We start from the raw sequence: 22510 nt of genomic DNA on the forward strand, positions 1-22510 counted from the left end.
CAAGGTGAACGAGCGAGCATTCCTGCGGTAACGCCCGATCATTCAGGCTTTGCGGCCACAACGGCGATCTCGACCAGGGTTCCGGGTGACAAAACCGTACCCATGCAGGCCCTTTGCGGCCAGTGGTCGGGATTGTCACCGACCCATTGCCTCCATGCGACGTCGAAATCCGCTTTGCCATCCAGATCAGACAAAAAGACATTAACGGAAAGCAGGTAGCGCTTATCCGTTCCGAATTGGGCAAGCATTCTCTCGATCTTTTCAAAGCTTGCCCCGATCTGACCCTTGAGATCGAGGGTTTTGTCGAGCGCCGTCGCTACCGTCCAGACCAAGCCGCTATAACACGACGCCGAACTTCTGCCGGGAGCAACGCCCGGTGCACGTTCTATGGGAAACTCAACGGTCATGATTCCCTTCCAAGCGTGAAGTCTTATTGACGAGTTACGTTGGGCGATTGCCTCTGTCAACACAATGAAAATGTTTCCTGGGAATATATATTCGCATATATTCACCACTCATCTTGCATTTATGGCGTGTTTCAAAGAACATCAATCATCGATATTTTGTGACAGATTGACCAAACAGCCAAGTTGAGAGGGTAAATCGATTCCCACGCTGGCAATGCTTTAGCGGCCGTCCGACGTGTTCACGCACTATTTTTTGCAACGAGGAGATTGTCCTTGCTCAAACGCAAGCTGAACCGATGACGAATTGCAATCAACACGAGACCGATGTGCTCATTGTCGGCGGCGGGGTCGTCGGAGCCAGCATCGCCTATGGTTTGGCAGCTGAGGGCGCACGCGTCGGGATCCTCGATGCCGAGGATTCCGATTTCAGCGCCAGCCTTGGCAATTTCGGAATGATTTCGATCTCCAACAAGGGCTTCAACAATCTTGCGTACTTTCGGCTCTCATGCGCGTCGAGCCGGCTGTGGCCGGAATTCGCCGATACCCTGAGAGAGCAGACCGGGATCGATCCGGCCTTCGACCTCAAAGGGAAGATCTATCTCTCGGTCGGAGATGCGGAATTCGCGGCCCATGCCGAGAAAGTCGCTGAATATGCCCGACGCGTCGGCGCGGATTATCGGCATGACATTCTCAATCGAGCCGATCTTCAACACATGCTCGGGAAAGTGCGACTCGGTGAGCGCGTGGCCGGCGGTTCCTTCAGCCCGCTTGACGGGCTTGCTGAGCCACTGAGGCTTTATTCGGGCCTTCTGAACGCCATCCAACGTCATGGGGGATGGATCCTTCGTGATCACCGCGTCGGCCGCATTCAGCACCAAAGAGGTATCTTCACCGTCGAAGGCCAGTGGGGCTCGTTTTCGGCCCCGAGACTGGTGATCGCCGCGGGGTTGGGAACGCCGGACTTGGCGTCACAAGTTGGCATTTCGGTCAAAGTGCGACCGCAGCGGGGTCAGATGATGGTCACCGAACGCGTAGAGCAGTCCTTCCCTTATCCGGTCAGCGGGCTTTTGCGCCAGAATCCGGAGGGAACGATCATGATTGGCGTTTCCACCGAAGAGGTTGGATATGATGACCGCACCACCGTCTCTGTCCTGAAGTCATTGGCGATGAAAGCCGAAGAACGCCTGCCAGCTCTCCGTTCGGTGCAAATCAATCGGTGCTGGGCCGCCTTGCGGCCGAGAACAGAGGACGGATACCCGGTCTATCAAGAGTCGCGTGAATACCCGGGCGCATTCGTCATCACCTGTCATAGCGGGATCACGCTGGCAGCTCTTCACGAGCGCCTGCTGCCAAAGTGGATTCTGGGTGGGCGAAAAGATGCGTTGCTGGAGCCCTTCGGGTTAGGGAGGCTGCAAAATGCGTCCGCCACATGATCTGCCCGAACCATCTCTTAAAGTTTCTTTCCAGTTCGACGACCAGGCAATCGAGGCGTGCGAAGGCGAAACAGTTGCGACGGCTCTTCTGGCTTCGGGTGTGATGATCACCGGCATGCGGACGAGCGGTCGCACTCGGGGACCATATTGTCTCATTGGCATCTGTCACGAGTGTCTGGTTGAGATAGACGGGCTTGCTAATCATCGGGCGTGCATCACAACAGTGCGGCAACACATGAAGGTCCGTCGGCAGACGGGACTCCGCCGCCTGACGGAAGAGGACGGATCACGTGAGCCATGATGTCGTGATCATTGGCGCCGGACCTGCCGGAATGGCAGCAGCCATTCAGGCCTCGAGCTTTGGACTGAAGGCACTCGTTTTGGACGAGCAGCCGGCTCCCGGCGGGCAGCGGTTCCGCGCGATTGAACTGCAATATCAGCGCCTTCGCACTGCAGGAAACGACCTTCCCGCATCAGAGCAAAATGGTCTTGACCTCACACGCCGGTTTCGAGAGAGCGAAACTCGTTTTCTCGATCAGGCTTCGGTATGGGATATCTCACCCGGCGGGCGGCAGATTAGCTATCTTCGTCATGACCAGAGCTTCACGATCCCGGCGAACGCCGTGGTTGCTGCTCCAGGCGCCTATGAGAGGCCTGTTCCGTTGGAAGGGTGGCACTTGCCCGGGGTGATGAGCGCCGGCGCAGCGCAAACGATGTTGAAAATGTCCGGACACCCGGTGACGGGTCGGATCGTGCTGCTCGGCTGCGGGCCCCTGCTTCTTCTGACCGCCCGGCAATTGGCCAATGCCGGTGCGAATGTCGTTGGCTTACTTCAAACGACAGGGCCTGCCGATTTCCTTCGCGCGATGCCTTATCTGCCCGCCGCCTTGAGGTCGACAACTTTGCTCAAACAAGGGTTGCAGTTGCTCACGCAAACCCCACCCGTGCCTAAAGTGTTTTCGCTGAGACAGGCGACGATCATCGGCGACAACCGCGTTGAGGGGGTGAAGTATCAAGCCCGGGGTGCCTCGGGGTTCATTGAATGCGATACTGTTCTGCTCCACTTCGGTGTGGTTCCTAATACTCAGCTTACCCGCCTTGCTAGTGTGGCCCATGGCTGGAATGATTCTCAGGAAAGCTGGCAACCCGTAGTAGACGAATGGCAGGAGACGTCCGCTGAAAACCTGATGGTCGCCGGCGACAGCGGAGGGATTCTCGGCGACGAGGCGGCAGAGATGTCTGGCCGGTTGAGCATTCTTCGGATTGCCCATCGGTTGGGCCGGATCTCCGATCAATCACTCAGCACGCTGGCCGCGCCGCTACAAAGCGGGATTAAGCGACTTGCCGCTGCACGGGCATTTATCGATACGATTTTTCGTACACCAGAAACGATGTTGATACCGAGCGGCGACACGATCGTTTGCCGGTGTGAGGAAGTCACAGCCGCCCAAATTGCCGAAGCCAACGCATGCGGAGCGTCGGGTCTTCGGCACCTCAAGGTCCAAACCCGTGTTGGCATGGGGCCTTGCCGTGCTCAAATGTGCTCAATGGCAGCTACTGCAATGATCGCGCCAAAAATGCGACGTGGACAATCCCCGCCTCGACCGGCAACGGTGCGTCCGCCCATTCGTCCGTTGACACTCGGCCAACTTGCCGACGCCGTTGTTGAAACGTGATCTTGCCAAACCTAACAACTCGTCGCGCTGCGCTGGATAGAGGCCGCTCCTAATTTGATCGAGAAAGTGAATGGGATATATGCGACCTGAGCGCGTGACATTGAGAACCGACGCCTGATCGAAATACCGGATTGGGTGTCAGGTAGAGGAATTGCAGACAAGGGGCTCTCAAATCGCAATACCTGCGGATTCTGCCCTGCCAGGTTGTCGAAACAGAAGCTGGCCTGGAGGTTTGGCCGTGAGGCTGCGGGCAATCCGGCAATCGTGAACCAACGCGCTGGCTTTGCTGCAACGGAGATTGCGGCGCTCTTGTTACCGATCGGGCGGCCATCGATCGCGCCTGAGAAGCTTCTGCGTGCGATGCTTTTGCAAGCCTTCTACGGGTCGGAAAAAGAACTGTTCCCCAGACACGCTAGAGTCAAACGGATCGTGAACGTTCGTCGCGAACCCGCATGATGGTCTGCCGGCTGGTGGTGAATTTCCTGGCGATGGCCGAAACGCTCATCCCTGCCGCGAGATCGTTGCGTACATCCTGCTTTTGTGTTTCGTTGAGCGTCGAGGGGCGGCCGGGGCCGCTTCGCCCTTGTTGAGGCCGGCCTGGCATCGCCGGCGCAATGCCGGGCTCGAATACCACTCGATCATGAACAGCGTTCGCTCGATGCGGCCGAGTTCGCGGAGTGGTTTGGCCAAGTCGCTGGATTTCGATGAGGCAGACAACCTTTTAAGGATCGTTGAGGGAGAGACAGTGCGCGTCGTGATTGACGCGGCCAGGCCAATAGATCGTCCCAGTGCTCCAGAATGAGAGCAGTGTTGATCGGTGCACCGATGTGGCTTGCCAGCGCCGGATAGGCATCGGCCTTCTCAAAGGCGTGGAATTTCCGGTCCTTGATATTGCGCAGCCGGGGCGCGAAGCGCTTGCCGATCAGGGCGAACAGCGCAAAGACATGATCGCTGGCGCCACCGGTATCGGTGAACAGCTCCTCGATCTCCAGGATCGTGTCGTGGTTGAACAGGCCGTCGAGGACATAGACGGCCTCGCTCTCGGTCGGGCTGATCGGCAGAATGCTGAAGTAGCCGTATTGATCGGAAAGCCCGCTGTAGAATTTCGTCCCCGGCTCGCTGCCATAGTGCAGGTTGATGTCGCTGCGCTTGGCAGCGCGGTAGCTGGCCCGGAAGAACTGCCCGTCCGGTGACGCTGTCGTCCCGTCTCCCCAGAGTTGGGAATGGGGATGGTGCGTATGAGCGTCGGTCACGCTGGCCTGCGCAGCGCGATAGGTTTCGGAGCGGGCGTGGAAGCTGCGCATCCAGCCGATTTGATGGGCGCTGATGCCTTTCGAGGCCCCTGCCATGCGTTTCGGGGCCGAGATTGGTGGCATCTGCGAGCACGCCGGCCAGCATGGCGGATATATTCTGCGGCGCATCTCCCGTCCGGACATGCGTGAACTGATCGGCGAATCCGGTCCATTCATGCACCTCCCGGAGCAGATCAGGGACTTCGACCAGTGGATACGTTTCGCTGATTTCGGCATTGAGAGCTTCAGCCGCGGCGGGAACGTCGCTTACCCGGGGCGTCACGATCAGCGTTCCGTTCTCCATCCTCACGCCCTTGAGCTTTCCGTAGCGGGCGCGCCAGGCCAGCCGCTTCAGGTTGAAGTCCATCATCTGCCGGATCTCGGCCAGCCAAGCCGCACCGTCGCGCGGCACGCCGAGACCCAGTTTGTCTTCTTCCTTGAGTGCGACGAAGGCCGGCTTCGGCATCAGATTTTCATCGATCGGCCGGAATGAGCGGCTGCCCTCGACCCAGACATCTCCTGAGCGCAGCCGATCACGCAATAGAGCAAGCGTCGCGATCTCATAAAGCCGCCGATCCGGCTTTTCGTCTTCGAAGATCAGTTCGCGCTCCGATTTTGCCAGATGGGCGACCGGAACGCGAACGGGTAACACGCGACGTCCGTCCGCATAGAGCATTTTCAAGGTGGCGACGGCAGCGAGCAGCGGATCGTGCCGCCGCCGCGAGTGAAAGGTGAGGTACTGTCACATTGATTGAGCGGTAAGGAAATTGAGGTAGCAGCGCACCCATGACCGTGAGTGCACGGACCTAGAAGAACGACCGCTATCCGATCGAAATCGTAGCCCGTGCTGTCTGGCTCTATTTTCGCTTTCATCTGAGCCTGCGCGATGTCGAGGAAATGCTGCTCGATTTCGGGATCGTCGTTTCCGACGAGACCATCCGCCGATGGCGGCGAAAGCATGGCCTTGATTATGCGCGCCGCATACGCCGCAAGGCGCCGACGAAAGGCGATGTCTGGCACCTCGATGAAGTCGTGATGCGCATCAACGGTCAGAAATGCTGGTTGTGGAGAGCGGTTGATCAGGACGGATATGTGCTCGACGAGTCGTCCAGACGCGCCGTAACACCCAGGCGGCCAAGCGCCTGCTGACGCGACTTCTGAAGAAGCAGGGCATGCCGCCAAAGCGTATGATCACCGACAAATTGCGCTCCTCCGGGGCGGCCAAACGCCAGGTCATGGCGAACGTGGAACACCGCTCGCATAAAGGCTTGAACAACCGGGCGGAGAATTCTCACCTGCCGTTGAGAAATCGGGAGCGAACGCGACAGGGTTTCTTGTCGGTTGGCTCATTGCAACATTTCGTGTCGATCTTCTCCGCCGTCCGAAACCTCTTCGTCCCATCCCAGACCAACCGCTCCGCAGCACAAATTCGAACCCATCGACGCCAGGCAATGGCCGCGTGGCAAGCCGTGAGTGCACGGCCTGCCTGAAAAGCGCAGGCTCGGCCTCACCTGGCCACATTCAAACAACGTGACAACGCCCCACCGGGAAATACGGTACGTCTGGCGCGGCCCCAGCCGGTTGACAGACATTCGCCTCGGAACCGAAATAGCAGCGACACTCAGATGTGGGTAATTGCAAGGTTGACCGTGGGGATACGCTTTCCCGGGCGGGACCGAATTAACATATGTGGACGTCATTGAGGGCCCTTGTTCCAAAGCCCGGGTTGCGCGGACGTACGGGATAACAGTGAAGGCGCCTGGCGCGTGCTTCCTGTGCGAAGGCCCCGACGGCATGGCTTCGTTCGTCGACCCCGGAGCGGATCGCCGAGGAAATGTCACTGCGCCCCCACTAAGAGGGAAACAAACACCAAGAATCCAATGAGGCTGACGAAAGGCCTGCTCCGAGGAGCCAGTAAGTTTGTTATCGGCAACGTGCTTGTTGACCGTTGACTAGCACAGGCAATTGATTTACGTCGTGACGAAATAGAAACGCTATGCACCATAAAACACGTCGGGAGGTTCTTTATGCCACGGTAGTCCTCCCCGCGAATAAGGGGCTTCAAAAGTAGAATTTTCTCGGCAAGATGCTCGAGGAGATTTTGATGAAGAAGAGCCGATTTACCGAAGCCCAAATCATGGCTGTGTTGCGCCAGGCGGAAGGCGGTGTCCCCGTACCTGAGCTTTGCCGGGAGCATGGCATCAGCAGTGCCAGTTTTTACAAGTGGCGGGCAAAGTATGGGGGCATGGACGCCTCGATGATGAGCCAGATGAAGGCTCTTGAGGACGAGAACCGTCGATTGAAGCGGATGTATGCCGACTTGAGCATGCAAGCCGATCTGCTGAAGGAGGCTCTCGGAAAAAAATGACGCGGCCATCTCAGCGCCGAGAGCTGGCCGAGAAAGCAGTGGCGCAACGCGGTGTAAGTATCGCGCTGGCATGCAGGACATTTGGCGTCAGCGAGACGTGTTATCGGTATGGTCCCCAACGTAATTTCGACAACGATCAGATCGCCGATCTGCTGCTTGGGCTTGTGAAGGTGAAGAAGACCTGGGGATTCGGTCTCTGCTTCCTGTATATGCGCAATGTCCAGGGCCATCGCTGGAACCACAAACGCGTCTACCGCATCTACCGGGAGCTTGAGCTGAACCTCAGGATCAAGCCCCGGCGGCGACTGAAGCGCGAGAAGCCAGAGGAACTGGCGGTGCCCGAAGCGCCGAACATGATCTGGTCGATGGACTTCATGGCGGATCGCTTGGCGGACGGTCGCCAGTTCAGGCTTCTGAACGTGTTGGACGACTTCAACCGAGAGGGACTGGGGATCGAGGTTGACTTCTCACTTCCTGCCGAGCGGGTCGTGCGCAGCCTCAACCAGATCATCGAATGGCGGGGCAAGCCGCTGGCAATCAGGGTTGATAATGGCCCTGAATATGTCAGTTCGAAACTGGTCGAATGGGCAGAGACCCAAGGCATCGCATTGAACTACATCCAGCCCGGCAAGCCTCAGCAGAACGCCTATGTCGAGCGCTATAACCGAACTGTCCGGCATGAATGGCTCGATCTGTATATTTTTGACAGCATAACGGAGGTGCAGGAGATCGCCACGAAGTGGCTTTGGACGTATAACCACGAACGGCCCAACATGGGCATTGGCGGCATCACACCCGCTCAGAAACTGAAAATGGCCGCGTGAATTCTACCGCTGAACCCCGCTAAAACGGGGAGGACTACCCCACGATCTGCGAACCCGCCGTATGAAAAGGAGACAAAGTCGGAGCGCATTCAGCGCAATGGCAAAGAACTCTGGGATTGCATACGCGCGCGGGGCACAACTGCCAGATTATCCGTTTCCGGACCACATGACCTTGCGCTTGTTCTCCTTGGGCGAGGTTGCCTGATTCTCGGTGTGTCGGGCAGTTATCTGCGCCAGTTGTCGATTGATGGGCTGGGGCCAACACCGGAGCTAGGGACCGCAGGACGACGCTCCTATACGCTTCGACAGATCAACGAACTCCGTACTTATCTCGCTTTGGCCCGTCCGAAAGAGGCTTTGAAGTTTTGCCCGCGCAGGCGCGAGGGTGAGAAACTACAGATCATCTCAGTAGCCGACGGCCCCGCGAGAACCACTACATCGTTATATCTGACTCAGGGCCTTGCACTTCAAGGATTCCGCGTTCTCGCTGTAGATCTCGATCCCAAGGGCTCATTGTCGGAAATGTACGGTTATTTCACGGCTACCTTGCCCGTCCACAATGCGAGCATGTATGCCGCGATACGCTATGGAGGAGAATTTACACGCCAACGCCGGGAGTGGGGCTGCAGCTCAAGCTTCTTTGAATAACAGAACCCATGCTCCGAGAAGAAGGCATGTATAAGCAGCACGAAGATAAACCAGGATGGGCCCGGTCCAAGGCCAATAAAGCCTATAAAGGATTGAAGAAGCTTGTTGTCGATTTTCAGGTGCCCCCTGATACGCGGCTCGATCCGAGTGTAATCAGCGATCTCCTGGAAACGAGCGTTACCCCGGTGCGCGAGGCATTGATTCAGCTCGAAACCGAAAATTACATCGTGGGCTCTCCGCGCAATGGCTACTACACCAAGAAACTCTATACAAAGCAAATCTCGGATGAATATGGTGTTGCCAACACAATCCTCCAGCATGTTATTAGGGAAAACCTAGATGAGCATTCTAGGACGTGGCCGGTGCTTCCAACGATCCCCAGGTCTGACGACTATGACTTGTTCGGGCAGTTCCTCGAGGTATTTTATGAAGGGGTCGCAGAGGCTGGGAACAACGAAAGAATGCTGGACCTCGTTCATGAGTTCAACATTCGGACGAGATACGTTCGCTTTTTGGACTTGCAACGGCCGGAGCGTCTATCGTGTATCAGAGGTGAAATGAGCGAGCTTTTGGAGCTTATTGATAAGCGAAACAAGAATGGGGCGATCGCAAATGTTGATCGGCAATTGAGAGCGATAATTTACTGCGTTCCTGATCTTGTGCTGGAGGGTAATCTTCGTGCCGGGAATACGAAAGAGAGTTGGTTGCAGACCTTGTTGTTGATTTCAACTGAGAGCTGACCCGGCGTTTCCACCGAGATGTCGCTCTGGTACTGTCACATTGATTGAGCGTTAAGGAAATTGAGGTAGCGCACCCATGACCGCGAGTGCGCCGACCTACAAGAACCACCGCTATCCGATCGAAATCGTAGCCCGTGCTGTCTGGCTCTTACTTTCGTTTTAATCTGAGCCTGCGCGATGTCGAGGAAATGCTGCTCGATTTCGGGATCGTCGTTTCCTCCGAGACCATCCGCCGATGGTGGCGAAAGCATGGTCTTGATTATGCGCGCCGCATACGCCGCAAGGCGCCGACGAAAGGCGATGTCTGGCACCTCGATGACGTCGTGGTGCGCATCAACGGTCAGAAATGCTGGTTGTGGAGAGCGGTTGATCAGGACGGATATGTGCTCGACGAGATCGTCCAGACGCGCCGTAACACCCAGGCGGCCAAGCGCCTGCTGACGCGACTTCTGAAGAAGCACGGCCTGCCTGAAAAGCGCAGGCTCGGCCTCACCTGGCCACATTCAAACAACGTGACAACGCCAGCGGGTTTCAATGTTGAAGTTGGCGAAGCTTTCGACCCCGGTGGTCCTGATCGTAGAGACAGCTCCGAGCGATTCAACCAGCTGTGCCTCGAGGTCAGCGGCATTTTCCATGATGGCGCGCTGGTGCTTCCGATTCATCCCGTTGGGTATAGAGGGATGGAGGCCGCCACCCAGCAGGGGCCATACGGGGTAACGGCGAAGGTCGTGGCACGCTGGGTCGAGTGGTTCCTGTGCGGAGGCCCCGCCGACATGGGGGATTGTTCGCCCCGCCGAAGACGAGCCCACGCGGGACGCCGGAGCGGACCGGCGAAAAAATCTCGTCGCGCCCCCACTAAGAGGAAATAGACAACAATAATTCAATGAGGCTGACGAAAGAATGGAGCCGCAAGTTTGTTGGCGCGACAAAGTGCTTGTTGACAGGCACAGATATGTGTAAACCGTGACAGTATAAACACGTCATACACGAGAAACGCCGTCACAAGGCCACCTATGCCACACTCTGCGAATCCAACCTTTCAAATGGACACAACGTCGGAGCGCATTCAGCGCCATGGCAAAGAACTCTGGGATCGCCTAAGAGCGCGGGGCGCAGCTCCCGAAAAAATTCTCGACGACAGGCCCCTGCGCCCGTTCTCCTTGGGCGAGGTTGCCGAGATTCTCGGTGTGTCCGGCAGTTATCTGCGCCAGTTGTCAATTGATGGGCTGGGGCCAACACCGGAGTTAGGGACCGCAGGACGACGCTCCTATACGCTTCGACAGATCAACGAACTTCGTGCTTATCTCGCTTCGACCCGTCCGAAAGAGGCTTTGAAGTTTTGCCCGCGCAGGCGCGAGGGTGAGAAACTGCAGATCATCTCAGTAGCTGGCGGCCCCTCGACAACCACTACATCGTTATATCTGACTCAGGGCCTTGCACTTCAAGGATTCCGCGTTCTCGCTGTAGATCTCGATCCGAACGGCTCATTGTCGGAAATGTACGGCTATTTCACGGCTACCTTACCCGTCCACAATGCGAGCATGTATGCCGCGATACGCTATGATGACCGTCGGGTCAGTCTGAGCTCTATAATCCAAAAAACCCTTTTTGATGGTCTTGATTTCGTGCCGGGTTCTTCCGAGCTCGAGCAGTTCGAAGAGGAAAGTTCGCGGCGCTACCGCAGCAAGTGGGGGTACCCAGACGCTAGCATCAGAATGGTGGAAGCGCTCAAGCAAGTCGAGGAGGATTACGACGTCGTCGTTATCCACTGTGCACCTGAATGCGGCGGCTTCTTGACCGCGGGTGCGTTTGAAGCAGCCACCGGCGTGCTGGTGACGGCCCGCCCGCAATTGGCTGATATCGCGAAAACGACCATGTTCCTCAACTTTTTCTCTCATTTCGTTTCCTTGATCGAAAAGGCTGGGAGGTCGGTCAATTATGATTTCATCAAATTCTTGGTGACAAGGCACAACCCGCGTGACGTCTCAGAGCAGGAGGCAATCGCACTACTGCGGGCCTCCCTGGGGGATGATCTGTTGACTGCGACCGTCTGGGAATCGGACGCGATCCGGGAAGCGGGGCTCAAAAACCGATCGTTGTATGAGCTGTCAGCCGGAGATGTAGGCCGATCGGCGTACGAGCAAGCGATGGAAACACTGAATTCCACGAATGCGGAGGTAATGGACATCATATCCGAGGTTTGGGACCGTCCCCCGATGTATGTGATGAGGGCTTCGCGGACTGCAGGTAAGGCGAGCTCCTAATCCAGGGGACTTAGCAAAGTGAGCCGACGCGCGCAGCGCATGCGCTCGATCGAACCGGCTGAGCTCTTGAAGGAGGCCAACGCCATGGCGGAGGCGGGGACTACGAAGCAGACACTTTATGAGATCACGCTCTCGCAATTTGCGAGAGCGAATAACCTCGCCATAGAGTGCCCCCATCGTGTGAACGGTGAGATCGTATGTTTGATGCACAGAGCTTGGGGCCGGCCATGTCCAGAAAATGTCGCCTGACATGCGCTGAACGCAAGTCGACCACAAAAGCCGTCCGTTTGAGGGGGCTAAATGCACTCCGGACGCGGAGTTCAAAGAGCGCTACATGACGGTCTCGGCCATCGACGGGCGGGGGGCTGCAAGGCTTGGGATCCTGTCAGGGCGATAGTTGACTTTAGTGAGAAAGATCATGCCATTCTCACCTAATCGAGAAGGCGCAAGCAGTCTCGCCGTACGATGGCGAAGTGATTATAACCGGGCTGTCGGTCGACAACTGCGTGCTGGCATTGCTAACGCATCAGCAGCATTTGCACATGGTGCGCAGCGGCCAAGTTCCGTCGTCGAAGGCGATCAGGGAGATCCTGCGCTGGGGGGCATTACAGTGGCCAACCTGCCTTTCCGTTATGCCAACCAGGACGTGGAGATCGACGGGTGCACGGTCCTCCGCGGTGACGCCGTTCCATGGGGCGAATCGGGACGAAACGCAATCGGTCGCGGCGCCGGCAGGTTCGATGTCACATATGTTCGGCAGTCTTCGGCTCATCAGGTTCTGCACAATCGCGAAAGCAGCGCCCTCCAGGCGCCATGCGCGACCGGCTGGCTGCGCTTGGATGGTCGCACATCGAGACGGTAGATGACGACCTTGGTCGTTCGGCCGCCGGTGGTGTGACCCGCGCTGGATTTAACCGCATGGTGGCGGAAGTCTGCCTTGGAAAGGTCGGCGCCGTAGCCGCACGTGAGGTATCGCGCTTCGCCCGGAACAGTCGGGACTGGCAACAACTCATCGAAATGTGCCGTGTTGTCGATACTGTCCTGGTCGACCAGGAAACGGTCCATGCGCCCCGCCAGGGAACGAGCGCCTGCTCTTGGGTTTGAAGGGCAGCCTCAACGAGTATGAACTCGATCTCCTGCGTCAGCGTTCCCTTTCCGCCCGCTATGAGAAGGCTCGCCGCGGTGAACTCGTCGTCACTGTTCCGGTCGGCTTCGTAAAGGCCGGTGACAGGATCGAGAAGGATCCCGACCGACGCATCCAGGCAGCCATTGCACTCGTCTTCGACAAGTTTGCCGAACTCGGCAGTGCGCGGCAGGCTCTGCTATGGTTCCTCGAGCAAGGGCTGGACCTGCCGGTCAGGTACACCAACGGTGACGTCATCTGGCGCAGGCCAAATTATGCCACCATCCACCGGATGATTGCGAACCTGATCTACGGCGGAGCGTACGCTTATGGTAAGAGTCGCTCCGTGCCCCGATACGATGGCCGATCTGGAATTCGTCGCAAGACGCGTAATGAATGGTTGGCGCTGATCCCGGATGCACACGAAGGTTACGTCAGTTGGAAACGGGCGGAGGAGATCCGCAAGATGGTCAGCGACAACATGCCGGCCAGCCGCCATCACGGAGCGCCAAAACATGGTGACGCTCTGCTTGCCGGCCTTTTCCGTTGCAAGAGGTGCGGTCGGAAGCTGACGGTCCGGTACCCCGGAAACAAGCATAACATTCCGCGTTATTCCTGCTGGCGTGGTCTGCCCGACAATGGCGAGCCCCGCTGCATTGCTTTCGGCGGGTTACGGGTCGATGACGCAATCGAAGAGGCACTGCTCGGTGTAGTCGAACCAGGCGCCATTGCCGCCGCCGTCAAGAAGCAGCGGAATTGGCCAACCAACGCGACCAGGTTCAGGATGCCCTGCTGCGCGATCTGGAGGCAGCGCGCTATACAGCCGACCGGGCATTCCGGCAATACGACGTGGCGAATCCGGAGAACAGGCTGGCGCGCGTCGGCGAGATCGAGGCCAGAATTGCCAAATACCAGATGGCGACGCCGCAGCCAAATCCGATGTCCACATCGCAGATAGCCGCACTTGCGGGGAACCTTCGTGCTGTCTGGACAGCGCCATCGGCCGATGCAAGACTGAAGAAACGCATCGTGCGCACGCTCATCCATGAAGTGGTCGCTGATCTCGATGATGCCGCCTCCGAGATCGTCCTTGGTATCCAACGGGTTGGTGGTGTCCACACCAAGCAGCGCCTGCCAAAGCGGCGTCGAGGGTAACGAAACGCGACCCCGCACGACATAATTGAGGCCGTCCGGCAACTCGTCCTAATTGCCAATGACGACGTGATTGCCGGCGTCCTCAATCGCAATGGGCTGACGACTGGGAATGGCAATCGCTGGACACGTGAGCGGGTCACCGCGCTGAGATCATATCGCAAGATTCCGGTCTTGCGTCCCCAGATCGACGGGGTTGAGCCGTGGCTTAATCTCGGAGGTGCTTCGAAGCTGATCGGGTTCACGCCAATGACATTGCGTCTGGCGGCCGAGGCGGGCGAGATTGAGGGCGTCCATCCGTTGCCCGATGGCCCATGGATCTTCAGCCGTTCAAAACTTGCAGCCCGGAAGCACCCAGTGCATTATCGGTCGGCTTGCCTGGACGTGAGAAATCCAAGGTCACCCCTCGGCATAGGCCGAAAGGTCGAGATCACGTGACACAAGTTCCGTCCCCTCGTCGACACGGATCGTCTTCTAATAGCCGACGTTCCGGCACACCTGTTCCAAGGTTTGCACGACATCTTCAGCTCGATAGCTCTGGCGCGGATCAAGCACCGGCACATAGCGCGAGAAGGTGTCGACCACCGTCAAAACGCGCAGTTTCTTTCCGGTGGCGAGCTGATCGTGAACGAAGTCCAGCGCCCAGACATCATTCGCACCGACAGCCATTTGCCGATCCTCGCGAAGTTTGGCCTTTACCCGGCGCTTGGACGTCTTGTTCCGCAATTGCAGGCCCAAGTCCCTGTAAATGCGATAGGTTCGCTTGCTGTTGGTGCCTCAACCCTCACGTTCCCACAGCACGTGCACGCGACGATAGCCGTAGCGCACGCGGGTCTCGCAAATCTCACGAATGCGTCGTTCCAGACCGGCCTGATCGGCGCGGCGAGAGGCATAGTGGTAGGTGGACCGATCGAACTTCGACGCTTCACAGGCGCGCCGGATCGAGATCATCCAATCCCGACACATGCCCTTCACCACCTCCCGCTTGCGAGCAGGCCTTAGAGCTTTCGCCGGATGACGTCCTGCAGCATCTCGCGATCGAGCGTCAGATCTGCGACGATCCGTTTCAGCCGAGCGTTCTCGTCCTCGAGCTGCTTCAGCTTCTTCATCTCCGGCGGCAACATGCCGGCATACTTTTTTCTTCCAATTGAAGTAGGTCGCCTGGCTGATGCCCGCCTTGCGGCAGATCTCGGCAACCGAGACACCTTCATCACCTTGCTTCAGAATGAACGCCTTCTGCGCGTCCGAAAATTGCGATGCCTTCATCGTCTTCCGTTCCTTTCCCAGCGAGGAAAATGCACCGGAAAACTCTAACCAAAACGGTCCAGTTTGAAGGGTTCAGATCAGCTGACGAACGGCCTGCTCCGATGGAGCCGGTAAGTTTGTTGGCGCGGCAAAGTGCTTGTTGGCTGATGAGTGTTGACTAGCCCAGGCAACTGGTTTAGGACGGCGACAGAATATATACGTTATGAAGATAATAAACCGTCAAGAGGCTATTTATGCCACATATTATCAGGGCTCCTTTTCCGGACGACATGACCTTGCACTCGTTCTCCTTGGGCGAGGTTGCGGAGATTCTCGGCGTGTCGGGCAGTTATCTGCGCCAGTCGTCCATTGATGGGCTGGAGCCAGGGACCGCAGGAAGACGATCCTATACGCTTCGACAGATCAACGAACTCCGTGCTTATCTCGCTTCGGCCCGTCCGAAAGAGGCTTTGAAGTTTTGCCCGCGGAGGCGCCAGGGGGAATCGAGCCCGATACGGGAAGGGTGGCTCAAAAACCGATCGTTGTATGAGCTGTCAGGGTTAGCGGTAAGCCGATCGGCGTACGAGCAAGCGATCGAATCGCTGACTTCCACCAATGCGGAGGTAGTGGACATCGTATCCAAGGTTTGGGACCGTCCCCCGATCTATATGTCACGGGCTTCGTGCTCCAGGACTGCAGGTAAGGCGAACTCCCGATCCAGGGGTCAGCAGATGAGCCCGCGCACGCAGCGCATACGCTTCATGTTGTGCGAACCGGCCGAGCTCTTGAAGGCGGCCAACGCCATGGCGGAGGCGGCGGCCAGAAGCAGACACTTTATAAGCTCGCACTCTGGGGCTGCCGCGCTATGGCGAGCTCGCGGCCGCCGAAGACCGATATCTGCAGAATAACGTTTGGAGAGAAACCTGATGCGCGTGCTGCTTTTAGAGACCCAGGCCTTCCACTCAACTCCACTTTCAAAGGAACATCGTCTTGACTGAACCCGATCGCTTTGTGTGGCAGAAACTTCTTCGCCATTTCAAGACCAATGATTTGGGAGATCTCGTGAGCTCACGCCGGCATTTTACCGCACATCTCCTGGCAGATCTTCAAACCATTATTGAGGGCCAAGTCGCACCTTGGTCCCCTGAGCTCTTGGGCTTCCATCAACAGTACGAGATTTTTCCGATGAAGCTGTCAGACCTGACCACTTCCGAGGAAACACGCGCCGTGCAGCTGACGCCCGTGCAGCATCAGGACATCGACATTGGCGAAGATGAGCCCTATGCTTCGATAAACAACGGTCTCTGGCTGATAACGATCGACGGCGACGTGCCTGCAGCAGTCATGTTGTCGAAGCTCAATACCCGGAGTGGCCCAAAGGTCCAGGTCGAAGTAGCTCATCTGCCTAATCAGGTGGGTCATGACTTCGCCGAGGGCTTTCTGCGCACAATCCAGGCGCAGGGCAAGAACTCCCGACATTATCGCAACAAGGCTGTCTCTTTCGAGTCCACTGACTTCGAGGGCACGCACGAAACAATGCGCGTGCATAAGCTTCCTGCGGTAAGCCGGGACGACGTAGTGCTGTCAAAGGCGATTATGGCCCAGCTCGATACGCACATCTTCGATTTTGTTAAATACCGGGAGGAGCTGAAGCGCCTCGGCCAGTCGGGACGGAAGGGGATTCTGCTCCACGGAGAGCCTGGCACCGGCAAGACCCATGTCGTCCACTATATTGCTGCCAACCTGCCCGAGCACAGCACAATTCTGCTCACGGCTGAGCAGATGCTGAACATGGAGGAATACTTCGCGTTGGCTCGTGTCCTGCAGCCATGCATCATGGTGTTTGAGGATGTGGATCTGGTTGCCCGTTCGCGCGATGATATTTCGGGCCAAAAGGCAGAAACCCGCCTGAACCGCTTGTTGAACGAGATGGACGGTCTCGGCACAGACGCGGACATCATCATCATCCTGACCACGAATCGGCTGAACTCCCTCGAGGGGGCACTCGCCTCGCGTTCGGGCCGTGTAGATGCGGCTCTTGAGATTCCTCCCCCTGATGACGATTGCCGCGAGCGGCTGATCAAGCAATACGGTCATGCGCTGAACTTCCAGGGCGAAGCTTTGGCCGAGGCCGTCGTCCGTTCCAACGGCGGCAGCGCGGCTTATGTCAAGGAGATGGTGCGCCGTCTCGTTCAGCGAAGCGTTGCGCGAGGCGGCAGCCTCGTTATCTCACGCGAGGATGTTGAGGTGGTCTTTTCCCTCGCGGAAGCAGAGGTCCGCTCCCTCAAGAGGAATGAGAAAACGGAAAGAAGACACATCACCGACCAAGACGATGAAGACGATTCCTCTTGCTGCTGACGCTTGCAAGGCGTCCAGCGCGTCATGCCGGCACCTTCCCCCGCTGTTCGTGCAGTGGAGTATCTGGCGCCGACAATCGCCGCGTAGGACGTCTTCTACATGCCGCCTTAAGTCATTGGCTGCCGGCAGCGCTTGCCGGTCACCTTCCGCCCTTTCATCGCATAGAGAGTGAAGTGCCATCATGTCCGGACAATCCTTGCCGACGCTGCCGATGTGGCGCGTCAATCACATCGAGCCATCGCCCGAGATGTTGGCGTTACGCGCCAACGGTCCGATCCACCGCGTGCGCTTCCCGTCCGGGCACGAAGGCTGGTGGGTGACAGGCTACGACGAGGCTAAGGCGGTACTGTCCGACGCGGCGTTCCGGCCCTCGGGAATGCCGCCGGCGGCACTCACCCCGGCTACGGTGATTCTCGGTTCGCCGGGGTGGCTGGGCTCGCACGAGGGCAGCGAGCATGCCCGGTTACGCACGATCGTGGCGCCGGCCTTCAGCAGCCGCAGGGTGAAGCTGCTCGCGCACCAGATCGAGGCGATCGCCGCGCAGTTGTTCGAGACGCTGGCGGCCCAGCCCCAGCCCGCCGACCTGCGACACTACCTCTCCTTTCCGCTTCCGGCCATGGTCATCAGCGCGCTGATGGGCGTGCCCTACGAGGATCACGCCTTTTTCGCCGAGCTGTCCGACGAAGTGATGACGCACCAGCATGAAAGCGGCCCGCGTAGCGCGGCGCTCCTGGCCTGGGAAGAATTGCGCACCTACATTCGCGGCAAGATGCGAGGCAAGCGCCAGGATCCGGGCGACAACCTGCTGACGGATCTGCTCGCAGCGGTCGACCAGGGCAAGGCGACCGAGGAAGAGGCGATCGGCCTGGCCGCGGGCATACTAGTGGCGGGGCACGAGAGCACCGTCGCACAGATCGAATTCGGCCTGCTGGCCATGTTCCGCCATCCGCAACAGCGCGAACGCCTGGTCGGCGATCCATCCCTCGTGGACAAGACGGTGGAGGAAATCTTGCGCATGTACCCGCCGGGCGCGGGCTGGGACGGCATCATGCGCTATCCGAGGACCGACGTGACCATCGCGGGCGTGCATATTCCCGCGGAGAGCAAGGTGCTGGTCGGCCTGCCGGCGACGTCGTTCGATCCACGCCATTTCGACGACCCGGAAATCTTCGACATCGGACGCGCCGAAAAACCGCACCTGGCGTTCTCCTACGGGCCGCACTACTGCATCGGCGAGGCGCTTGCCAGGCTGGAACTCAAGGTGGTGTTCGGTTCGATCTTCCAGCGCTTCCCCACGCTGCGCCTGGCCGTGGCGCCCGAAGAACTGAAATTGCGCAAGGAGATCATCACTGGCGGGTTCGAGGAGTTCCCGGTGCTCTGGTGATGCGCGGACACCACCGGGAATCGCGATCCTTTCCGCAATTTGCCGGCGCGCCTGGCGCGCGCCGGTCAGATCAGCCAGCCAAGATGGACGTGCAAGAAACCACGGCAGCATGCCCGGACGCCTTCGCCGAACTGGCGTCGCCAGCGTGGATCCACGACCCGTATCCGTTCATGCGGTGGTTGCGCGAGTACGATCCGGTGCATCGCGCGGCGTCGGGGCTCTTTCTGTTGAGCCGCCACGCCGACACCTTTCGAATCAAAGAGGGTATGTCGCCGATGACCCATGGGGTCATGTATTCGGGCTCAAAAATTTAATTTTGACTGGTCCTAACAAACTCAGCGATGGTGGGAAAAACAATGGACGAAGCCAAAATCAGTGAGCTACTCGACCGCGAGGCCATCAGAGACTGCCTCTACCGGTATTGCCGCGGGATCGACCGGGGGGATGAGGCGGCGCTGCGCAGCGCGTACTGGCCGGATGCGCATGACAACCATGGGGGCTATTCTGGACCATCCGAGGGCTTTATCCGACTTGCGCTTGGCATCTTCAAGACCGAGCCGCGCAATGTTCATCAGATAGCGAATATACTGATTGAATTCTCCGGCCCGTCAGAGGCCACGGTCGAGAGCTATTTCACGGCGCTTCAACGTGGACCGGACGCAGGCGGTGAGATACGGCAGGTGCTCCTGTGCGGCCGCTACGGCGATCTGTTCCACAAGCGGGAAGGGGAGTGGCGTATCATAGCCCGAACAGTGATTTACGATTGGATTGAGCAGCAGCTCCCACCCGGACTGCCTGAAAGCGAAAGGTTCGCATCACGGCGGCCAATTGGAGCGCCGCATCCGAATGATCCGATTTATGCGCTTCTCAAAGGCACCAGCCCGAGATGTGGACCAATATCGGAGGCGAACGACCATGATTGATCTGCAACATCCACCAGATCCTCCCCGGAGATGGCCGCTTACTCGATCGTCGAAAGCTGGATTGGCTAAGGCTTTACGACGTGCGTCCTACATCAGGTCTTCGCGATAGCGAACAAGGAGGTGGCATGAAAGAGGCCGCGGCCGTTGAGAGAACGGATCACTGAGATGCAGATGATGATCGAGGGACAGTCACACTTCCAGCCTTTCGGCTTATCTTATTGGGGTTTCGAAGATCTCAATAAGGGAGTTGGAAGCATGACTGCCTCTTATGAATACCATATCGGGGTCGACTACCACAAATCCTACAGCCACCTGGTGGTTCAGGACAGCAGCGGCAAGACGCTGAGATCCGGCCGGGTGAAGAACGACCGACAGTCGCTCGGCGGGTTTCTCGAACGCTATCGAGAGAACTCGCATGCGGTTGTCGAGGCGACGCGCAACTGGATGGTGATGTACGACTGGCTCGACGACATTTGTGATGATGTCGTTCTCGCCCATCCGCTGAAGGTTAAGGCGATCGCCGACGCCAAGATCAAGACCGACAAGATCGACGCGACGGTGCTGGCACATCTGCTCAGAGCCGATCTGGTACCCGAAGCCTGGGCGCCAAGCGAGAGATCGCGGGACCTTCGCGTCGCGCTACGCGAACGGATGTTTTACGTGCGGCTGCGCACGATGACGAAGAACCGGATCGTCACGGTGTTCGACCGCTATCCGGAGCAGACGGCGCAATTGAAGAAGCTTGGCGACCTGTTTGGCAAGGCCGGCCGCGTCCAGCTGGCTCAAGTGAACGTCTCTGAGATCGACCGCATCCAGATTGACCGTGGTCTCGCCTTCATCGGCGACATCGACATGCGGATCAAACAGTCGGAAGCAACGATCCGGGCGATGACCAAGGCCAATGCCAACGTCAAGCTGTTGAAGACGATCCCCGGCATCGGCGAGTTCTTCGCCCGGCTGATCGATGCGGAGATCGACGACATATCGCGGTTCCGCCAACCGAAGAAGCTTGCCGCCTATGCCGGGCTTGTGCCCTCGACCTATTCCTCCGGCGGCAAGACCTTCCACGGCAAGATCATCAAGCAGGGCAACAAGTGGCTGCGCTGGGCCTTCGTCGAGGCGGTAACACCTGCCATCGCCAGCGATCCACAGCTGCGCGCCCAATACGAGCATCTGAAGATCAAAGGAATAAACAAGGCGCGGGTTGCCATCGCGCGCAAGCTTCTGACGATCGCCTTCCAGATCCTGCGTGACCAGCGCGCCTACGAGCCGCGCGGCACCGCCACCATGGAAGGCGCGTCGACGATATCCCGGTTGTCCTGATGGCAGTCTAGCGAGCCCGGTAGAACTGGGTTGCGCTTCTCAAGGAGAATGGGAAACCGGGAGCCGAACGCCACTCTGTGACCGAAGCCCCAGGCATCAGGTCACGCATTGGAGACTGGTTCAAGAACCGAAGGACAGCAAAGCGATCTGTCCGGCGGAAAGAGAGACTTTGCCGATCGGTACGAATGCCGGTCAAAACTTAACCGAACCCAAGGAAAAGCCGCCAAATGCTGGTGTTCTGCCCCTTGCGTTCTTTCATTGGAGACTGCATGGAGTTCGCGACATTCATTCTGGCCACCCAGCGCGGCTATCACCAAACGTCGGACAGCGTCATCCACGACGCCATTGAACAAACCGTCCTTTCTGAGCAGGCAGGCTTCGATACCGCTTGGTTTGCCGAACATCACTTTAACAACTACAGCCTGGTCCCGTCGCCGCTGATGATGGTCGCTCATTGCGCCGGCGTGACAAAAAGAATTCGTCTTGGCACTGCTGTCTGCGTCCTCCCGCTTTATCAGCCGCAGCGCTTGCTCGCCGAAATCGGTTTTGCCGATGTAGTTTCGAACGGCCGCCTCGAGCTCGGTGTTGGCTCAGGGTATCAGCAGTTCGAATTCGAGCGCTTCGGCGTCAACATTGATAACGCGCCAGCCGTGTTTTCGGAATATCTTGATATTGTGCTCAAAGGTCTCAATCAGAAAATCTTCTCGCACAGCGGCCACTTTATGCAGATCCCTCCGACTGCGATCTCGGTCCGAACTATTCAAAAGCCCTCGCCGCCGATCTGGATCGCAACCGGGTCTCCGAGCAGTATGCGGCGGGCTTATCGTGAGAGACATAATCTCCTCGTAACCGCGCTACACAACGGATTGGAGACTTTGGGTGCTTTGCGAGGAATGATCCAGGAGGCAGCAGCTGCCGAGTTCAAGAGCCCTGGCGACGCGAAGATATCATTGCTGCGCTGCTGTTACGCGAGCGCTGACGGAGCGGAGATCAACCGCTATCTCGACAACGCACGTTTCCAGCGCCAGCTATCCGAAGCGCTTCATCAGCGTCGTCAGCAGAGCCACGATGGCTATATGCTGCAGGCAACGCCGACGCAGCAGGATTTGTCTCTCGAGACTATGCGGGAGAACCTGCCGATCGGTAGCATAAATCAAGTCATTGACCGCCTCCTGCAAGAAATCGAAATTCTGAAGCCGGACCAGATTGCGATTCAGACCCAACTGGGAGACCTCGATCAGACTACGATGCTGCGTCAGATAGAGCTCTGGGGAGATAAGATCATTCCAGCAGTCAATAAGTCCCTCAGTCACAAGGTCAGGGACATCCTCAGCAAATAAATGTCGAGGT

The 22510-nt window shown here is 57.9% G+C and carries 14 protein-coding genes and 10 pseudogenes; 20 read left to right on the top strand and 4 right to left on the bottom strand.

Annotated features, from left to right (window positions below):
- Positions 1 to 38: 38 nt before the first annotated feature.
- A complete protein-coding gene (locus U5G49_RS36715; RefSeq protein WP_193445996.1) occupies positions 39 to 407 on the bottom strand; it encodes a Rid family hydrolase in 369 nt (122 codons plus the stop codon).
- Between the two features lie 326 nt (positions 408 to 733).
- Between U5G49_RS36715 and U5G49_RS36720 the strand changes: the two genes are divergently transcribed.
- From U5G49_RS36720 to U5G49_RS36735, 4 genes and pseudogenes are all read left to right on the top strand, one after another.
- Positions 734 to 1840 carry an NAD(P)/FAD-dependent oxidoreductase gene (locus U5G49_RS36720; protein ID WP_284200612.1) on the top strand — a complete coding sequence of 369 codons (1107 nt, stop codon included), beginning with the start codon at positions 734 to 736 and terminating at the stop codon, positions 1838 to 1840.
- Positions 1824 to 2141 carry a (2Fe-2S)-binding protein gene (locus U5G49_RS36725; RefSeq protein WP_193445994.1) on the top strand — a complete coding sequence of 106 codons (318 nt, stop codon included), beginning with the start codon at positions 1824 to 1826 and terminating at the stop codon, positions 2139 to 2141. The genes U5G49_RS36720 and U5G49_RS36725 overlap by 17 nt, the downstream gene beginning before the upstream one ends.
- Entirely contained in the window at positions 2131 to 3516 is a 1386-nt protein-coding gene (locus U5G49_RS36730) for an NAD(P)/FAD-dependent oxidoreductase (RefSeq protein WP_193445993.1), read from the top strand. Before U5G49_RS36725 ends, U5G49_RS36730 begins: the two co-directional genes overlap by 11 nt.
- A gap of 312 nt (positions 3517 to 3828) precedes the next feature.
- Positions 3829 to 3924, top strand: a pseudogene (locus tag U5G49_RS36735) (transposase); the annotation flags it as partial.
- Between the two features lie 10 nt (positions 3925 to 3934).
- Here U5G49_RS36735 and U5G49_RS36740 read toward each other — a convergent pair.
- Both U5G49_RS36740 and U5G49_RS36745 read right to left on the bottom strand, forming a co-directional pair.
- Positions 3935 to 4084, bottom strand: a pseudogene (locus U5G49_RS36740) (helix-turn-helix domain-containing protein); the annotation flags it as partial.
- Positions 4054 to 5550 (bottom strand): annotated as a pseudogene (locus tag U5G49_RS36745) (Tn3 family transposase); the annotation flags it as partial. The pseudogenes U5G49_RS36745 and U5G49_RS36740, both read right to left, overlap by 31 nt.
- Before the next feature lie 86 nt (positions 5551 to 5636).
- On the opposite strand from U5G49_RS36745, the pseudogene U5G49_RS36750 reads away from it, so the two are divergent.
- The 9 genes and pseudogenes from U5G49_RS36750 (at position 5637) to U5G49_RS37275 (ending at position 13930) form a co-directional block, all read left to right on the top strand.
- Positions 5637 to 6298 (top strand): annotated as a pseudogene (locus U5G49_RS36750) (IS6 family transposase).
- A gap of 614 nt (positions 6299 to 6912) precedes the next feature.
- Positions 6913 to 8000 (top strand): IS3 family transposase gene (locus tag U5G49_RS36755; protein ID WP_193445991.1). Its coding sequence is split into 2 segments (ribosomal slippage): positions 6913 to 7174 and positions 7174 to 8000, totalling 1089 coding nucleotides; the frame shifts between segments, so codons are not numbered across the junction.
- 9 nt (positions 8001 to 8009) lie between these two features.
- Positions 8010 to 8588, top strand: a pseudogene (locus U5G49_RS36760) (AAA family ATPase); the annotation flags it as partial.
- A gap of 86 nt (positions 8589 to 8674) precedes the next feature.
- Positions 8675 to 9388 (top strand): GntR family transcriptional regulator, encoded by a 714-nt coding sequence (locus U5G49_RS36765; protein WP_193445990.1) that lies wholly within the window; start codon positions 8675 to 8677, stop codon positions 9386 to 9388.
- Positions 9389 to 9464: 76 nt separating this feature from the next.
- A pseudogene (locus U5G49_RS36770) lies at positions 9465 to 9867 on the top strand (IS6 family transposase); the annotation flags it as partial.
- Positions 9868 to 10401: 534 nt separating this feature from the next.
- Positions 10402 to 11652: a plasmid partitioning protein RepA gene (gene repA / locus U5G49_RS36775; RefSeq protein WP_193445989.1), complete on the top strand. Its 1251-nt coding sequence runs from the start codon at positions 10402 to 10404 to the stop codon at positions 11650 to 11652.
- Positions 11653 to 12465: 813 nt separating this feature from the next.
- Complete coding sequence (locus U5G49_RS37265) at positions 12466 to 12756, top strand: recombinase family protein (RefSeq protein ID WP_246289362.1); 291 nt, start codon at positions 12466 to 12468, stop codon at positions 12754 to 12756.
- A pseudogene (locus U5G49_RS37270) lies at positions 12672 to 13409 on the top strand (recombinase family protein); the annotation flags it as partial. The gene U5G49_RS37265 and the pseudogene U5G49_RS37270, both read left to right, overlap by 85 nt.
- A gap of 122 nt (positions 13410 to 13531) precedes the next feature.
- A complete protein-coding gene (locus tag U5G49_RS37275) occupies positions 13532 to 13930 on the top strand; it encodes a hypothetical protein (RefSeq protein ID WP_246289381.1) in 399 nt (132 codons plus the stop codon).
- A gap of 322 nt (positions 13931 to 14252) precedes the next feature.
- Here the strand turns inward: U5G49_RS37275 and U5G49_RS36785 are convergent.
- Positions 14253 to 15193: pseudogene (locus U5G49_RS36785) on the bottom strand (IS3 family transposase); the annotation flags it as partial.
- Between the two features lie 248 nt (positions 15194 to 15441).
- On the opposite strand from U5G49_RS36785, the pseudogene U5G49_RS37355 reads away from it, so the two are divergent.
- The 7 genes and pseudogenes from U5G49_RS37355 to U5G49_RS36815 form a co-directional block, all read left to right on the top strand.
- Positions 15442 to 15687, top strand: a pseudogene (locus tag U5G49_RS37355) (plasmid partitioning protein RepA); the annotation flags it as partial.
- Between the two features lie 475 nt (positions 15688 to 16162).
- Positions 16163 to 17530, top strand: coding sequence for an AAA family ATPase (locus U5G49_RS36790; protein WP_246289359.1), 1368 nt, complete (start codon positions 16163 to 16165; stop codon positions 17528 to 17530).
- Between the two features lie 181 nt (positions 17531 to 17711).
- The gene (locus U5G49_RS36795) at positions 17712 to 18914 is read left to right on the top strand and encodes a cytochrome P450 (RefSeq protein WP_193445988.1); all 1203 of its coding nucleotides are present in this window, start codon (positions 17712 to 17714) and stop codon (positions 18912 to 18914) included.
- An 83-nt stretch (positions 18915 to 18997) separates the two neighbouring features.
- Positions 18998 to 19165: pseudogene (locus U5G49_RS36800) on the top strand (cytochrome P450); the annotation flags it as partial.
- Positions 19166 to 19270: 105 nt separating this feature from the next.
- Positions 19271 to 19837 (top strand): nuclear transport factor 2 family protein, encoded by a 567-nt coding sequence (locus U5G49_RS36805; RefSeq protein WP_193445987.1) that lies wholly within the window; start codon positions 19271 to 19273, stop codon positions 19835 to 19837.
- Positions 19838 to 20092: 255 nt separating this feature from the next.
- On the top strand, positions 20093 to 21160 hold the full coding sequence (locus tag U5G49_RS36810) for an IS110 family RNA-guided transposase (RefSeq protein ID WP_130751121.1): 1068 nt from the start codon (positions 20093 to 20095) through the stop codon (positions 21158 to 21160).
- A 269-nt stretch (positions 21161 to 21429) separates the two neighbouring features.
- Entirely contained in the window at positions 21430 to 22500 is a 1071-nt protein-coding gene (locus U5G49_RS36815; protein ID WP_193446114.1) for an LLM class flavin-dependent oxidoreductase, read from the top strand.
- Positions 22501 to 22510: the final 10 nt, after the last annotated feature.

Source organism: Rhizobium indigoferae (assembly GCF_034554815.1).
Taxonomy (GTDB): domain Bacteria; phylum Pseudomonadota; class Alphaproteobacteria; order Rhizobiales; family Rhizobiaceae; genus Rhizobium; species Rhizobium leguminosarum.